Source organism: Chitinibacter tainanensis DSM 15459 (assembly GCF_000429785.1).
Classification (GTDB): domain Bacteria; phylum Pseudomonadota; class Gammaproteobacteria; order Burkholderiales; family Chitinibacteraceae; genus Chitinibacter; species Chitinibacter tainanensis.
The window spans coordinates 243,894-258,246 of the sequence record NZ_AUCN01000018.1; the positions used below are offsets into that span (position 1 = coordinate 243,894).

The 14,353-nt window shown below is 57.2% G+C and carries 15 protein-coding genes; 7 read left to right on the top strand and 8 right to left on the bottom strand.

The window, feature by feature from the left end:
• Positions 1-31: 31 nt before the first annotated feature.
• The 4 genes from G482_RS0107310 to G482_RS0107325 all read left to right on the top strand — a co-directional run bounded on the left by G482_RS0107310 (position 32) and on the right by G482_RS0107325 (position 3,911).
• Positions 32-1,039, top strand: a complete 1,008-nt coding sequence (locus tag G482_RS0107310) for a methionine ABC transporter ATP-binding protein (protein WP_028449491.1) — start codon at positions 32-34, stop codon at positions 1,037-1,039.
• Positions 1,036-1,704 (top strand): methionine ABC transporter permease, encoded by a 669-nt coding sequence (locus G482_RS0107315; RefSeq protein WP_245575266.1) that lies wholly within the window; start codon positions 1,036-1,038, stop codon positions 1,702-1,704. Before G482_RS0107310 ends, G482_RS0107315 begins: the two co-directional genes overlap by 4 nt.
• A gap of 162 nt (positions 1,705-1,866) precedes the next feature.
• Entirely contained in the window at positions 1,867-2,649 is a 783-nt protein-coding gene (locus tag G482_RS0107320) for a MetQ/NlpA family ABC transporter substrate-binding protein (protein ID WP_028449493.1), read from the top strand.
• A 347-nt stretch (positions 2,650-2,996) separates the two neighbouring features.
• The gene (locus G482_RS0107325; RefSeq protein WP_028449494.1) at positions 2,997-3,911 is read left to right on the top strand and encodes a hypothetical protein; all 915 of its coding nucleotides are present in this window, start codon (positions 2,997-2,999) and stop codon (positions 3,909-3,911) included.
• A 142-nt stretch (positions 3,912-4,053) separates the two neighbouring features.
• Here the strand turns inward: G482_RS0107325 and G482_RS0107330 are convergent, their stop codons facing one another.
• The 8 genes from G482_RS0107330 to G482_RS0107365 are packed head-to-tail and all read right to left on the bottom strand — an operon-like array spanning position 4,054 to position 11,165.
• Positions 4,054-4,533 carry a nuclear transport factor 2 family protein gene (locus G482_RS0107330; RefSeq protein WP_084414525.1) on the bottom strand — a complete coding sequence of 160 codons (480 nt, stop codon included), beginning with the start codon at positions 4,531-4,533 and terminating at the stop codon, positions 4,054-4,056.
• 3 nt (positions 4,534-4,536) lie between these two features.
• Entirely contained in the window at positions 4,537-5,394 is an 858-nt protein-coding gene (locus tag G482_RS17715; protein WP_084414527.1) for an SDR family NAD(P)-dependent oxidoreductase, read from the bottom strand.
• 3 nt (positions 5,395-5,397) lie between these two features.
• Positions 5,398-5,934 carry a DUF3833 domain-containing protein gene (locus tag G482_RS0107340; RefSeq protein ID WP_028449496.1) on the bottom strand — a complete coding sequence of 179 codons (537 nt, stop codon included), beginning with the start codon at positions 5,932-5,934 and terminating at the stop codon, positions 5,398-5,400.
• A complete protein-coding gene (locus tag G482_RS0107345) occupies positions 5,927-7,327 on the bottom strand; it encodes an MFS transporter (RefSeq protein ID WP_084414529.1) in 1,401 nt (466 codons plus the stop codon). The genes G482_RS0107340 and G482_RS0107345 overlap by 8 nt, the downstream gene beginning before the upstream one ends.
• The gene (locus tag G482_RS0107350; RefSeq protein ID WP_084414531.1) at positions 7,324-7,893 is read right to left on the bottom strand and encodes a chalcone isomerase family protein; all 570 of its coding nucleotides are present in this window, start codon (positions 7,891-7,893) and stop codon (positions 7,324-7,326) included. Before G482_RS0107350 ends, G482_RS0107345 begins: the two co-directional genes overlap by 4 nt.
• Entirely contained in the window at positions 7,865-9,082 is a 1,218-nt protein-coding gene (locus G482_RS0107355) for an SAM-dependent methyltransferase (protein WP_028449499.1), read from the bottom strand. Before G482_RS0107355 ends, G482_RS0107350 begins: the two co-directional genes overlap by 29 nt.
• On the bottom strand, positions 9,079-9,885 hold the full coding sequence (locus G482_RS17720; protein WP_051258819.1) for a DUF1365 domain-containing protein: 807 nt from the start codon (positions 9,883-9,885) through the stop codon (positions 9,079-9,081). Before G482_RS17720 ends, G482_RS0107355 begins: the two co-directional genes overlap by 4 nt.
• Positions 9,885-11,165: an NAD(P)/FAD-dependent oxidoreductase gene (locus tag G482_RS0107365; protein WP_028449500.1), complete on the bottom strand. Its 1,281-nt coding sequence runs from the start codon at positions 11,163-11,165 to the stop codon at positions 9,885-9,887. The genes G482_RS17720 and G482_RS0107365 overlap by 1 nt, the downstream gene beginning before the upstream one ends.
• Before the next feature lie 105 nt (positions 11,166-11,270).
• Here G482_RS0107365 and G482_RS0107370 point away from each other — a divergent pair, with 105 nt between their 5' ends.
• The 3 genes from G482_RS0107370 (at position 11,271) to G482_RS0107380 (ending at position 14,352) form a co-directional block, all read left to right on the top strand.
• Positions 11,271-11,894, top strand: a complete 624-nt coding sequence (locus tag G482_RS0107370; RefSeq protein WP_028449501.1) for a TetR/AcrR family transcriptional regulator — start codon at positions 11,271-11,273, stop codon at positions 11,892-11,894.
• Between the two features lie 95 nt (positions 11,895-11,989).
• Complete coding sequence (locus tag G482_RS0107375; protein WP_028449502.1) at positions 11,990-13,837, top strand: CHASE2 domain-containing protein; 1,848 nt, start codon at positions 11,990-11,992, stop codon at positions 13,835-13,837.
• Positions 13,834-14,352 carry an SH3 domain-containing protein gene (locus tag G482_RS0107380; RefSeq protein ID WP_028449503.1) on the top strand — a complete coding sequence of 173 codons (519 nt, stop codon included), beginning with the start codon at positions 13,834-13,836 and terminating at the stop codon, positions 14,350-14,352. Before G482_RS0107375 ends, G482_RS0107380 begins: the two co-directional genes overlap by 4 nt.
• The last annotated feature ends 1 nt before the right edge of the window (position 14,353 follow it).

A 14,353-nucleotide genomic window follows, 5' to 3' on the forward strand; every position in this document is an offset into this window, starting at 1 on the left:
TCGAGACACTGGCAGCTAAAAAGGCAACCTTGTGATTGTTTTAGAAAATCTGAGTAAAGCGTACCGCGTTAATGGCCGTGAGATTCCGGCCTTAAAGCGCATCGACCTCACCATCGCCGCGGGCGAAATCTTTGGCATTATTGGTCATTCTGGCGCGGGTAAATCCACCCTGATCCGCCTGATCAATCAGCTAGAGCGCCCTAGCGGTGGCCGCGTGCTGATTGATGAAGTGGACATGACCGAGCTTTCCAGCGATGGGCTGCGCAAAGCCCGGCAGAAAATCGGCATGATTTTCCAACATTTCAATCTGCTGATGAGCAAAACGGTCGCGCAGAATATCGCCTTCCCGCTCGAAGTGGCCGGCGCCGAACCTGCCAGCATCGCGCCGCGGGTAAATGAGCTCTTGGCCCTGGTGGGGCTCACCGAGCACGCCAACAAGTACCCATCGCAACTCTCTGGCGGGCAAAAGCAACGTGTGGGCATTGCCCGTGCGCTGGCCAACAACCCCAAGCTGCTGCTGTGCGATGAGGCCACCAGCGCGCTCGACCCGCAAACCACCGCCTCGGTGCTGCAGCTTTTGCTGGAGATCAATCAAAAGCTGCAGCTCACTATCGTCCTGATCACCCACGAAATGAACGTGATCCGCACTATCTGCGATCGGGTGGCGGTGATTGATGGTGGCGAGATTGTCGAAATGGGCCCGGTGAGCCGCGTGTTTTTACACCCGCAGCACCCCACCACCCGCCGCTTTGTCTACGAGAGCGAGCACATCGACGAAAACCACGAAGCCGATGATTTTGCCCATGTGCCCGGCAAAATCGTGCGCCTCACCTATCTGGGCGAAGCCACTTACCAGTCGCACCTTAGTAGTCTGGCGCGTGAATACGAGGTGGATTTCTCGATTCTGGCCGGCCGTATCGAGCGGATCAAGCACACGCCCTGCGGGCAGCTCACCCTGGCCCTGCAAGGCCCCAAAGTGGCCCTGATGCTGCAACAGCTGGCTCACGAAGGGATTGAAATCGAGGAATTACGCGCATGATCAACGAACTCTTTGCCAATATCGACTGGGCCGACATCGGCACCGCCACGCTCGATACGCTCAGCATGCTGGGCGGCTCGCTGCTGTTTACCTTGGTGCTGGGCCTACCACTGGGCATTTTGCTGTTTCTCACCGGTAAACGGCAGCTGCTGGAGCAGCCGCTGGTGTACAACCTGCTGTCGTTTCTGGTGAATGTACTGCGCTCGGTGCCTTTTGTGATTTTGCTGATCATCATGATCCCGTTCACGGTACTGATTACCGGCACGTCGCTCGGGGTAGCAGGGGCGATTCCACCGCTAGTGGTGGGCGCCACGCCCTTTTTTGCCCGTCTGGTAGAAACCGCGCTGCGCGAAGTGGATCGCGGCATTATCGAGGCCACTCAGGCCATGGGCGCCACTACCGGGCAGATCGTCATGAAAGCACTGCTGCCCGAAGCCATGCCTGGCATTCTGGCCGCGATCACCGTTACCGCGATTACCTTGGTGTCGTATGCCGCGATGTCGGGCGTGATTGGTGGCGGCGGCTTGGGCGATCTGGCGATTCGCTTTGGCTATCAGCGCTTCCAGACCGATGTCATGGTCGTGACCGTGGTGCTGTTGCTAATTCTGGTGCAGATTTTGCAAATGGTGGGCGATAAACTGGTCCAGCATTTCAGCCGCCGCTAAGGCGCGGGCGCTGAGTACAAAAGCATATATTTATAACCAAACAGTATTTTCGGCCACACCAGCGGACTGATAAGCTAAACGCCATGTACCCATCTGGGTATCTGCTGCAAAGCTATCACTCCAAAAGAGTTGAACCCTATACCCCTCCCAAAAGGAATCGACATGAAAAAGCTGCTCACCCTGATTACCGTTGCCGCCGCCTTTGCTGGCACCACTGCCTTGGCAGGTGAAAAACTGAGCATCGGCGCCACGGCCGTACCGCACGCCGAGTTGCTGGAATTCGTAAAACCTACCTTGGCCAAACAAGGCGTGGATCTGGATATCAAGGTCTTCACCGACTACGTCCAACCGAACGTACAAGTGGCAGAGAAAAAACTGGATGCCAATTTCTTCCAGCATCAGCCTTACCTGACCGAATTTAACAAAGGCAAAGGCACGAGCCTCGTGAGCGTAGCCGGCGTGCATGTCGAGCCATTTGGCGCGTATTCAAGCAAAGTGAAAAAACTGGCCGATCTGAAAGAAGGCGCCACCGTGGCGATTCCAAACGACGCCACCAACGGCGGCCGCGCCCTCTTGCTGCTGGATAAAGCCGGCGTGATCAAACTGAAAGACAACAAAAACATCCTGGCTACCAGCAAAGACATCGTGGGCAACCCGAAAAAACTGAAATTCAAAGAGCTGGAAGCCGCCACACTGCCACGCATTTTGAATCAAGTTGATCTGGCGCTGATCAATACCAACTATGCGCTGGAAGCCAAGCTGAACCCAAGCAAAGACGCACTAGTGATCGAAGGTAAAGAATCGCCATACGTGAATATCTTGGTGACTCGCACTGATAACAAAGACGCCGCTGCCGTGAAAAAACTGGCCACCGCTTTGAAATCACCAGAAGTGAAGAAGTTCATCGAAGAAAAGTATAAAGGCGCGGTAGTATCTGCGTTCTAACACTCTGTGTTAACCGCCTCGCCTCGCGCGAGGTGGCGCCTAAATTCACTGGACATGAGTACAGGCAAACCATATGAAAACCCCGCTGTAATGGCGGGGTTTTCTTTTTGCTGATTTGAATACTCCGGATTATGCTGACGATAGCGAGCGCCCCCCAGCATGAAACCACTCGCAGGTACAAGCTGAGCGAATTAGCCACCAGGCAACACGGTTAATGCTCGCCTGCAACAACTAGATTAAACTAGATGAAGGGCTGGTTTCGGCCAGAAGCGAACTACAGGCTTAGAAATTTAAATCTAAAATATCAAGCCAACACTCGATCGAATTTTAGAATCCATGAGGTTTAAATGCTAAGTAGAATTAAAGAATGGCTATTCCCAACCAACAAAGAAGTTTTGCACAAAAAAACAGAAAGCACACCCAACACTGAAACAGCAAAGACCTTTGAAGATTTTGACCAATATCTACTCGACCAATATAACCGGCTTGAGACAAGCTTCCCTTTAGAGGATGTAGAATTTGTTCAGCGCCGTTTTACTGATTATATCTTACGCCCTACAGCGACATGGATATTAATTGAACTAGGATCGGAAAAGGCACTATCGACAAAAGACTCACGCCATCTGTATCAAATGCTAACTAAACTCACCCAAATAACACATGCAAGCTGCAAACATCTAAACGAAGGTAAGTTAGGCAATGACGGATACGATTTCTGCGGAATAACTCCAGTAATTATTTATACTGCATTACTCGGAAATGAGTATATAAAACAATACTTTCATGCATCAAGGCCGCCCTCAAAAACTGGCTACAGCGCTTACAAACATACTGCAAACCTTCTAACTACCATAGAAAACCCTTCGTGGCCGCATTGCGAACAAGCCAAAGAGAAATCGAAAGCATTTATCCACTCTAAAAGCCATTCAAAATTTGACAAAGCATTCGTTGCTTTTTTCTATGGCTTACTCCTGCAAGACAAAGAACTCGTAATGCAGTCACTCACAAGAATTGACTCTGGCTACTTAAGCACCGACTGGGGGAGGCACAAGCCTTATTCCAAACCAATATTAATTCAATCACTAATTGCATACAGCGAGATACACGGAGAATGCATGTTAAGTAATGAATTTAAATCATCAATCACCGACGTGGAATGGATCGAACTATGGAAGCAACTTGGCACAACAACCAAAGAAAAAGATGTCCAGTGGTATAACTTTAAGGATAAACTCGAATTTTTAAATGATTTATCATTTTAAGGTCAAATTGGACGCGAATTCAGTCACTGAGACTTTGCAATTAGCAGTCACAGAACGCGCTAACATCAGCCGGTCTACCCAAACCACAAAATGGCTCGGTTCCCGGCCCAGCAGCAAGCCGGGGTGGCATACCCGCCGGGGCCTAATGCGACGGATGCGCGGGTAATTTGAACTGGCGGCGTAGCCAGCGGATGGGGGCGCCCACTACGGGCAATTTTTGCAGTAGCTCTTCGGCCGCATCCCAGTAATCGCGATGCAGGCGCAATAAGCCATCAGCGCCAAAAACCAGATGCGAGCTGCCGGTGACCGCATACATCTGCCCTTTCAGGCTAAATTCGAATACCCACGTCACAAAGGCCTGGCGGCCATCCACCAATTGCTCGCCGATGATAAAGCGCGGCCCTTCGGTAGTGGCAAACATATGCTGGAAAATCGCCTCAATGCCCGCATGCCCCACCACTTCGTTAAATGGATCTTTAAACCGCGCCTGCGGCTGATAAAACTCGGCCACACGCGCGAGCGTTGCAGGGGTCAGGCTAGCATACCACGCCAGCACCGCGGCTAGCTGGGCGCGGGTTTGCTCGGTGATGCTGGCGGGGGCTAGCTCGGTCTGGATTAGCATCGCTTAGCGTGCTCCTTCATCGTGGCGCAAAACAGATTGACTGGGGGCCTGGCGCGGGGGCTGATAAGGCATACCCGGCAGGGTATTGCCCACAAAGCGTTGCAAAATATAAAACCGCAGCCGATACGGCAAGATGCGTGCGAGTTTTAGCCACCAGGTAAAGCGCTGCGGAAAATGAATTTCAAACGCCCCGCGCGCCACCCCGCGCCAGATGGCGCTGGCTGCTTGCGCCGGGGTTTGCAGCGCGGGCATCACAAACTGATTTTTGGCGGTCAGCCCGGTTTGCACAAAGCCGGGGTTGATTAAATACACATTCAGCCCGTGCGGCGCCAAATCACAGTACAGGATTTCCGCCAGATTGATCAAGGCGGCTTTGCTGGGGCCATACACACTGGCGTTCGGCAGCCCGATCAGGCCCGCCACGCTGGCAATTAGCCCAATACCGCCCTGCCGGCGCGCCAGCATATCGGGCAACACCGTTTGCAGCGCGTGATAGACGCTAGCCAGATTTAGCTGCAAGGTAGCCTCAGCGCGCGCCGCATCCACTTCCCACACCCGCTCGGGGCGATAATCTGCGGCGCAAAACAGCACCAAATCGGGCGGGCCAAACTGCGCTAACAGTTGCGCATAGGCCGGCGTCCAAGCTGCCGCATCCGTCACATCCAGCGGCAACACCAGTGCGGCCGGGTGCTGGGCGGCCACTTGCTGCAGCGCACTTTCGCGCCGGGCGCTCAGTGCCACCCGCGCCCCAGCGGCTAGCGCTTGCTCGGCCAGCGCCGCGCCAATGCCGCTTGACGCCCCGATCAGCCAGATGACTTGCCCAGCCAGGCTTGGCAGCGGTCGGTTTAATGGTCGCCACATGGTTTACTCCTTCTTGCGAAAGAACAGCGTGACCTCACCAAGCTCGATGCCAAACTTGGACATGCTGGCCCGGTTGATCATGGTTTTCTCGTCAATCAGAAACATCCAGTCATCAAACTGCATGTGATAGGTTTTGCCATCGACCGGCAGGCGCAGCGTATAGCGCCAATTGAGGGCATTGCCGGCCACCTCGCCCAGCGCTTCGCCTTCCACATCGGCGGCTGTGCCGCGCCAACGGCCATCGCTGCCTTGCCGCAAAGTCCACACCCGCTGCTGCGTGCTGCCATCGTCGTACACAAAGCGCTCATCCAGCACCAGCGCGCCTTGCTGATAGGTGCCGGTAATGTCGACTTTAAAGCGCTTCACCACTTTGCCGCCGCGTTGCTGAAACATGCCCCAGGCCTCAGTCTGGCCACTGAAATAGCGCACCAGATCCAGCTCGGGCTTAGCCGCCTGATATTCGTGCACCTTGGGTGCCGCGCAGGCAGTCAGCAGGCCGCAAACACCCGCTAGTAGCGTGGCGGTAATCGATTTACGCATGATGAGACTCCAGACGTTCAGGCGCAGGATAGCGCCGCAATAAGCACAGGGCTGCTAGCTTGAATAGGCATGGCAAACCGGCGTAAACCCAAGCCAGCGCCGGCCCCGCTGGCTGGCCGGGCTGATAATCCAAGAGCGCTAGCAGCGGCAGCGCCAAACCTGAAACCGCCAGCGCCAGCTTGCCTAGCAAAGTCCACAGCCCAAAGTAGCCAGCGGCCGCCTCGCCGGGCCGAATGCAGCCGGCCAGTAATACCGGTGGCAAAGCCAGATCGGCGCCCAGCGCCAAGCCCGCCAAAATGCAGATCAGTAAATACGCTTGGGTATCCCCGGCGCCCAACAGGCTGGCACCGCAAAATGCGAGCAAAGCCAGCAACATGCCCAAGCGCCAGGTGCACAGCGTGCCCAACCGGGCCGCGAGGCGCACCCACAGCGGCAGGCCAATTGCGGCAGCCAGAAAATACGCGCCCAGAAACAGCCCAATCTGCGCGCCAGCCTGCAGCCGGTCTTGAATGAAAAACGGTGCCAAGGTAGCGGGTATGGCTACCGATACGGCGTTAATCCAATACGGCCAGCACAGGCCCACAAAAGCACGATTGCCCCGCCATTGCTGCCAGCTTTCACGCCAGCTGGGCTGAGTAACCGCCGCCCGCTGCCACACCGGCGCCCAGCGCTGCAGTAGCCCTACCCCTAGCAGCAGGGCCAACACAAAAAAGCCGCAATACCACCACAGGCCATTGCTGCGTTCCGCCGCCGGCTGCGCCAGCCAGTACGCCGGCACTACGCTCGCCACCACCACGCCAGCCAGGCCTAGCCCTTCGCGCCAACCCGCCGCCCCGAGCAAGAGCCCACCCGCCGCCGGTGCGGCTGTGCCAATATTCTGTGACTTGTCGCTATTTTCTGCCGCGCTTGCTGCCGTAGGCTGGGCCTCGGGCGTGGGCGAATTACTACTTGCCGTCAGCCGCGCCCCCCAGGCTAGGTAGGCAATATTGAGCATACTGTGGGCGGTATAGGCCAGCACCAGCATCACCCCAAGCCATAGCAGCAGATACCCCCCTTTTACTGGCGGCAACCATAAACCACTAAAACCCAGCGCCAGCAAAATGGCGCCCAGCCAAAACCAGCGCCGCAAACCTGCACCCTGCAAGCGATCAATCCAGCGCCCCAACCACGGGTCTTGCACGGTATCGACCAACCGCGCCAAAAACAGCACCCAGCCCGTACCCGCCAAAGCCAAGCCCAACTGCGTGCTGTAATAGGCCGGAATCTGCACATACACCGGCAAGGCGGCCATCGCCAATGGCAAGCCCAGTGCCCCATACGCGGCTAAAGCCAGCCAGGATTGGCCGCCCGCTGGGCCAGCAGCCTGCGCTGGCGCGGTGCGCTCGGCAGTCATGGCGCCGCCCCCAGCAGTTTGGCGCGCAAGCCCTGATCTTTGGTCCGCGGATCAAGCCAGATGGCAAAAAAAGCCTCGGCAAATTGCGGATCGCGAATCTCGGCCAGCTGGCGCTCGGCACTGTAAAACGTGCAGCCCACACCGGGACGGAACACCCCGATCAGCTGCTGGCCGGGCTCGACATCGGTAAATGCCCGCTGCATCAGCCCTTCCCAGCGCTGGCGGGTGGCCTCGTCATAGCGCGGGCCCAGCAAGCGGGCGATTTCATCACTGCTGGTGCTGACAAACTGGGCGCGACTAATGCTGCGGTGATAGGTGAGCTCGAGCGCGAACGGCACGCCGCTGGCCCAGGCCGCCGGCAAACGCGGGCTTTCGCTCCACAGCCGGGCGGTGTAAATGCGCAGCCCCAGCCAGCGCAAATCGCCACTGCCCACCACTTTGGCCTGCGGCAAATCGGCGCGCCAAACATTCGCCAAGGCAGGTATCGGCTGCCAGCCAAATCCCCAGAAGGCCATGATGGCAATACCCCGGGCGAGTTTACTTTTGCAAACAGAATTGAACGACATCGGTGCGCCCCTCGTCGAAACCCGCTTCGCAATAGCACAGGTACAGCCGCCAGATGCGGATAAACGCCTCGTCAAAGCCTTGCCCACGCACGGCCTCGAGCGCAGCTTCAAAGCCCTGCCGCCAGCGGCGCAGGGTTTCGGCATAATCAGGGCCAAAACGATATTGCTCTGCGGTGCTAAGGCCAGCTTTAGCCGCTTGGGCCACAAAACCGCTCGGGCTTGGCAACATACCGCCGGGGAAAATGTATTGCTGGATAAAATCGGTACCGCTGCGATAGCGCTCGAAATAGGCTTCGTCGATGGTGATGGACTGCACCAACGCTTTGCCCCCCGGTTTCAAGCGCTCGGCCACGGTGCTGAAATAACGGGGCCAATAGGCTTCGCCCACCGCCTCGAACATCTCGATCGACACAATCGCATCGTATTCACCCGTGAGATCGCGGTAATCGCAGATTTCCAGCGCCACCAGATCATTGAGCCGCGCGGCATCGATGCGGGCCTGCGCCACAGCCAGCTGTGAGGGCGAAATGGTGATGCCATGTACGGCAATGCCTTGTCGGCCGGCTTGCTCGGCAAAGCCGCCCCAGCCGCAGCCGATTTCCAGCACCCGATCGCCGGCTTTTAGGCCCAGCACATCGATAATGCGCTGATATTTCGCCACCTGCGCCGCCTGCAGGCTTTGCTGCAGGTCGCCGGCAAACACCGCGCTGGAATAAGTCCAACTCGGGTCCAGCCACAAGCGGTAAAAATCATTGCCGATGTCGTAATGGGCATGAATGTTTTTCTGGCTCCCGCGGCGAGTGTTGGCGCGCAGCAGGTGTTTGAGGCGATACCACAGCTTGCCCAGCCAGCCGCCAAACAGCATTTGCTCCAGCACCGCCTCGTTGCGGATCGCCAGCCGCAGCAGCGAAGTCAGATCGGGGCTATCAATCCAGCCAGCCTGATAGCTTTCGGCAAAACCAATATCGCCAGCCTGTAAAATCCGCTGGCAGGCGCGCCAATCGCTAATCTGCAAAAACGCACTGGGCGGCTCATGCAGATTACCGAAAGTCAGGTAATCACCCTCCGGGGTTTGCAGCTGCAAATGGCCCTGCTGCAAGCGGCCCAGCAGCGATAAAAACACCCGCGCGGCCGCCGGCAAGGCAGCACTGCGCTGGGCAGTTGAGGCGAGAGTTCGGGTTTGGCTCATGCTTGTGTCTCCTGCTCGATCACGGCCGGCAAGGGGGCGCCTTGCACGCTCAGCGCCGGCACAGGGCTGGCCGGCTGCCGGTAAAACGGCACTTTTTTCCACCATAATTTGAGGGCTTGCCAATGAATACGGCCAATCACGCCCAGCGTAAGCAAGGGCTGGGCCAGCAGAGCCTGCGCCAGATTGCCTGCGCTCAGCGGCTGGCGATGGCCGCCAATCGCGGTTTTCAGCAGCAAGCCGTGTTCATCGTGATAATCAATCGCCATCAGGCTGGTCTGCGCGGTTTCGCGCACTCTGAATTCGTAATGGCCAGTCACCGCGCAAAACGGCGATACATGCATTAATTTACGGGCATAAAGCGGGGTATCGGCCCCAATCGCCTGACCATCTTGGCCTAGCAGGAGATACCTATGGGTATCACCAAAGGTATTGTTCACCTCAGCCAACACCGCCACCAGCGCGCCGCTGCGGTCATGGCAATACCAGAAGCTCACCGGGTTAAACACAAACCCCAGCACGCGGGGGAAAGTTTGCAGCCAGATTTCGCCATCGGCGCTGATCTGCTGCGCAGCCAGTAATTGCCGCGCCCAGTGCGCCAGATCGCTGCCATCGCGCGGACCGTAGTCACGGGTGCGCAGGCACACCGGCCGCCAGCGATCGATACCCAGCCAGGCATTGCCGGCGTCGCTGAGCCGATCAAGATTCAGGCGCAGGCAAAACACCGGATACACAAAGCGATTGCGACTGGGGCGCAGGCGATCATGCATCACCTGCCCGCGCAGCAAATAGGCCGCGGGCTGCATTAGCTTAACCTCGCCCAGTCGGGCGCTAGGCTAAAATCGGCTACCACGCGCAGCGCCGATTTCAAGCCGTCTTCGTGAAAACCATAGCCGGTCCAGGCGCCGGCAAACCAGGCCCGATCCTGCCCCTGAATGGTGGCGAGCGCTTGCTGGGCATTGATTGCCGCTTGGTCAAACACCGGATGCTCGTACTCAAAGCGCGCTATCGTGTGCTCGGGTGCCGGCGCGCTGAACGGATTGAGCGTCACCACCACCGCCTGCTGGCATGGTAGGCGCTGCAGTTGATTCAAGAGATAGCTCACGCACACCGGGCGCTCATCGCCCACTTGCGCGCCACCGAGGTAATTCCACGCCGACCAGACTTTTTGCCGCCGCGGCAGCTGGCGCACATCGGTGTGCAAATACGCGATATTGGGCTGATAGCGCACGGCGCTAAGCACCGCGCGCTCGGTCGGGCTGGCATCGGCCAGCATGGCCAGCGTTTGTGGCGCATGCGTGGCAAACACCACCGCATCAAAATATTCAGTACCGGCGGCGCTGGTGATGGCCACGCCATCGGGCGTCCGCTGCACTTGGCTCACCGGGCTATTGAGCCGCACATCGCTTAAGGTGTTGGCGATTTTGCGTACATATTCGCGCCCGCCGCCGGCCACGGTGAACCACTGCGGGCGGTTATTCACTTGCAGTAGCGCATGGTTAAGACAAAAGCGCAGGAACGTTGCCGCAGGGAAAGTCAGAATGTCGTTGGGCGAACTCGACCAGATGGCCGCCGCCATCGGCAGCAAATACTGATCACGAAACGCCACCCCGTAGCCATCTAGCTGCAAAAGTTCGCCTAAATTCAGCCCTTCTTGGCTGGCGCGTTGCAGATTATCCACCGCGGCCGCATTAAAGCGCAGAATGTCGCGCAACATACCCAAAAAGCTTGGTTTGAGTAGATTGCTACGCTGGGCAAACACGGTATCGAGATTGGTGCCCGCCCATTCCAGCGCGCCATCGTTCAGCGACACGCCAAACGACATATCGGTGGCGTAATGCTCGACGTTTAGCTCGGCAAACAGCGCCAAGAGATTGGGGTAAGTACGCTCGTTGAAGACCAGAAAACCGGTATCGACTGGAAAAGTGTGGCCTTCTAGCGTCACTTCCACCGTGTTGGTATGGCCGCCCAGATAGTGGCCGGCCTCAAAAAGGGTGACCTGATGTTCACGTTGCAGGAAGTAGGCACTGGCCAGACCGCTGATGCCGGCCCCGATCACTGCAATTTTTTGTGGCTGATTGGCCATGATTCACACCGTTTATCGTTTTGCGGGATGTAAAAATGCGCTTGCTGGTGATAACATTACTACCAGTTCGAAATAAAATCTACTACTCAGTAGCAAAATACACAGATGAGTATCCTCAGCAAACTCAGTTTTAAAGATCAAGCCTTCAAATTGCGCGAAAACGCGATCCTGGATGCGACCACCGACATCCTGAAAGACAAAGGCTATGACCTGATGACGATGGACGATGTGGCCAATGCGGTCGGCATCTCCAAGCCCAGCCTGTATAAGCACTTCAAATCCAAAGAAGAGCTGATTGGCGAGGCCATGATCCGCCTGATTGATGGCGCCATCGATTTTCTCGATCAGCTGGATCGTAATCTCAGCCCCATCGAGCAGATCAGCGCCATGCTGGAATGGGCACTGCGGGTGCGGCTGGAAGGCGGCATGCCCTTCCTGCCCAGCACCAGCGCCCATGTGCGCGATATGCTCACCCGTAATTTGAAATACGTGGCGCGCATCCTGAAGCTCAATCACCAGCTGGAAAAACTGGTGAGCAAGGCGCAAAAAGCCGGCGACCTGAACCCCGACCTGCCCAGCGACGTGATTTTGTTTAGCTACTACTCACGCACGTGTGACCCAGCGGTGGAATTTTTGCAGCGCTACAGCAAGCTCGATAACGAAGCCATCATCCAGCATATGCTCAAAGTATGTTTTGCTGGCCTCGGCGGCCCCAACCACGCCTATTAAAGCCCCAGCTCACGGCCGGCGCGGCGAGTGCGCAAATTAATTGTTCAGACAGGTTAGAACGGTTATAAAGCGCTTAGCGAACTCTGGAACCCGCCATGCTGCGCCGCCTGTCGTTTTTCTCTCTGTTTTTTCTGCTTGCCGCCCTGTTGGTCACCGATCTGGCCGGGCTGCAACTCACGCGCCGGCTGGATTGGCAGCTGGGCGACTGGCTGCTGCGCCAGCATAGCGCCACCCGCGCGGCCAACAGCGACGTGGTGATTGTCGACATCGACCAGAAAAGCCTGGAAGAGATGAACGAAGTGGCCGGCAAATGGCCATGGCCGCGCTCGGTGCACGCCGAGCTGATCGACTATCTGGCGGCGCAACAGCCAGCCGCGATTGTGTTCGACATTATGTTCAATGAGCCGGACACGTTTGGCACCGAATCCGATGCGCTTTTACGCGATACCGCCAGCCAGTATCCCAATCTATACTTTGCCCAGACTCGGCTAGAAGATGGTACCCCCCAGCTGTTAGCCAAACTGCCTGCCAGCGTGGGCCTGCGCCGCACGGCCCAGGCCGCCAGCGATGCTGCTGCCGTTTTACTGCTACCCACGGTGCTGGCGCCCGAGGCTTGGCGCGGCGGGCTGATTAATTTTTCCGCCGATGAGGATGGCATTGGCCGACATTATCTGTTTTATGACGCGGTGGCTGGCTGGCAGCTGCCATCGCTCCCCTATCGGCTGGCGCTTGATCAACACTGGCTGGCGCCCGAACAGCCACTGCCGACCCGCTTTCGGCTGAATTGGCAACAAGCGCATCCGCACATCAGCTACAGCAGCCTGTACCAAGCCGCCAATAGCGCCAACAACCCACGCCCCGCCAATGAATTTCGCGGCAAGATTGTCCTGATCGGCACCGCGGCACCGGGCTTGCAGGATTTGCGCCCAACGCCACTGAGCCAAAGTTACCCCGGGGTCGAAATATTGGCCACCGCGATCGACAATCTGCGCCATGGCGACTGGCTGCGCGATAGCCCAGGCTGGCCGCTGATTGGGGCGGGCCTTCTTATCATGGGTATATTGCTGTACGGCTTTCATAACAAGACCAATACCCTGATACTGGGTGGTGGTATGTTGGCCATCACGCTCTTTGCCATTCTGCTGAGCCGCTGGGCCTTAAGTCGGCAGCTCTATCTGCCGGTGGCCGGCCCGCTGGTGTGGAGCTGGACTTATTTCTGGTTGGCAGCCCTGATGGCGTATCTGGCGGAAAAAGCCAGCCGTGAACAGGCCATTGCGATGTTTTCGCGTTTTCTGGATTCGCGTGTGGTGGGCGAGCTGATTGCCAATGGGCAGATCAATGTGGGCCAGAAAGCCCAGTCGCGCGAAGTGAGCGTACTGTTTTCGGATATTCGTGGCTTTACCACGCTATCGGAAAGCCAATCACCCGAGTTTATGGTCGAGCTGCTCAACCGCTACTTCTCACGCCAGGTGGCGGTGATTTTCAAGCACGGCGGCACGCTGGATAAATTTATTGGCGATGCCATCATGGCTTTCTGGGGCGCGCCGGTGGATGACCCACGCCATGCCGAGCGAGCCATTGCCGCCGCGCTAGATATGTCGCGTGAGCTCGATATATTCAAGCAGGAACTGGCCGCGCAAGGCGCGCAATTTGATGTCGAGGCCTTTGATATTGGCATCGGCATTCATACCGGCCCAGCGGTAGTGGGCTTTATCGGCGCCGATAGCCGGCTGGATTACACCGCGATTGGCGACACCGTGAATCTCGCTTCACGCATTGAAGGGCTCACCAAAGGCGTGAGCCGGATTCTGGTTTCCAATGACACACAGATCGCCTGCACGGCCAGCGGCAGTCAGGCGTATGATTTTATTAATCAGGGCACGCACAGTGTGAAGGGCCGCGAGCAAGCGGTCACCCTTTTTGAACCGCAGGTGAAAGCATGAAAACTGTCCTTTATTCTTTATTGCTGGTTAGTGCGCTGGCCGCCGCCGAATCGGGCACGGTGATCCGCAAAACCGATTTGCGCGACAAGCCCTTTCTAGATGCCAAGGTGCTGGCCCCCGTGGCGACCGACACGCAGGTGGATATTCGCGGCCGCAAAGGCGCCTGGATGGAAGTGCGCCTGCCCAATGGCCAGCAAGGCTGGATCAAGCTTTTGAATGTGCGTACCAGCAGCGGGCAAACAAGCTCCAGCGCCGCCCTATCCAATGTGTTGCGTACCGGCTCATCGGGTAAAACCGTCACCACCGGCGTGAAAGGCCTAACCGCCGAACAAATCAATAATGCCTCGCCCAACCCGGCCGAAGTGGACCGGATGAACGGCTATTCGGTATCTGGCAATGAAGCAAAAATCCAGGCTTTGAACTATGGTCTGAAAGCCATGGGCGTAACCCCCATCACCCCAAGTAATGGCAACAACACTGAAGAGCAGCAAAACCCGAATATGCGGAGGCGCTAAA

Excerpts from the sequence above, each read along its gene's own strand:
- G482_RS0107315 (WP_245575266.1), top strand. The coding sequence starts at position 1,036 with ATGATCAACGAACTCTTTGCCAATATCGACTGGGCCGACATCGGCACC.
- G482_RS0107320 (WP_028449493.1), top strand. The coding sequence starts at position 1,867 with ATGAAAAAGCTGCTCACCCTGATTACCGTTGCCGCCGCCTTTGCTGGC.
- G482_RS0107325 (WP_028449494.1), top strand. The coding sequence starts at position 2,997 with ATGCTAAGTAGAATTAAAGAATGGCTATTCCCAACCAACAAAGAAGTT.
- G482_RS0107330 (WP_084414525.1), bottom strand. The coding sequence starts at position 4,533 with ATGCTAATCCAGACCGAGCTAGCCCCCGCCAGCATCACCGAGCAAACC.
- G482_RS17715 (WP_084414527.1), bottom strand. The coding sequence starts at position 5,394 with ATGTGGCGACCATTAAACCGACCGCTGCCAAGCCTGGCTGGGCAAGTC.
- G482_RS0107340 (WP_028449496.1), bottom strand. The coding sequence starts at position 5,934 with ATGCGTAAATCGATTACCGCCACGCTACTAGCGGGTGTTTGCGGCCTG.
- G482_RS0107345 (WP_084414529.1), bottom strand. The coding sequence starts at position 7,327 with ATGACTGCCGAGCGCACCGCGCCAGCGCAGGCTGCTGGCCCAGCGGGC.
- G482_RS0107350 (WP_084414531.1), bottom strand. The coding sequence starts at position 7,893 with ATGTCGTTCAATTCTGTTTGCAAAAGTAAACTCGCCCGGGGTATTGCC.
- G482_RS0107355 (WP_028449499.1), bottom strand. The coding sequence starts at position 9,082 with ATGAGCCAAACCCGAACTCTCGCCTCAACTGCCCAGCGCAGTGCTGCC.
- G482_RS17720 (WP_051258819.1), bottom strand. The coding sequence starts at position 9,885 with ATGCAGCCCGCGGCCTATTTGCTGCGCGGGCAGGTGATGCATGATCGC.
- G482_RS0107365 (WP_028449500.1), bottom strand. The coding sequence starts at position 11,165 with ATGGCCAATCAGCCACAAAAAATTGCAGTGATCGGGGCCGGCATCAGC.
- G482_RS0107370 (WP_028449501.1), top strand. The coding sequence starts at position 11,271 with ATGAGTATCCTCAGCAAACTCAGTTTTAAAGATCAAGCCTTCAAATTG.
- G482_RS0107375 (WP_028449502.1), top strand. The coding sequence starts at position 11,990 with ATGCTGCGCCGCCTGTCGTTTTTCTCTCTGTTTTTTCTGCTTGCCGCC.
- G482_RS0107380 (WP_028449503.1), top strand. The coding sequence starts at position 13,834 with ATGAAAACTGTCCTTTATTCTTTATTGCTGGTTAGTGCGCTGGCCGCC.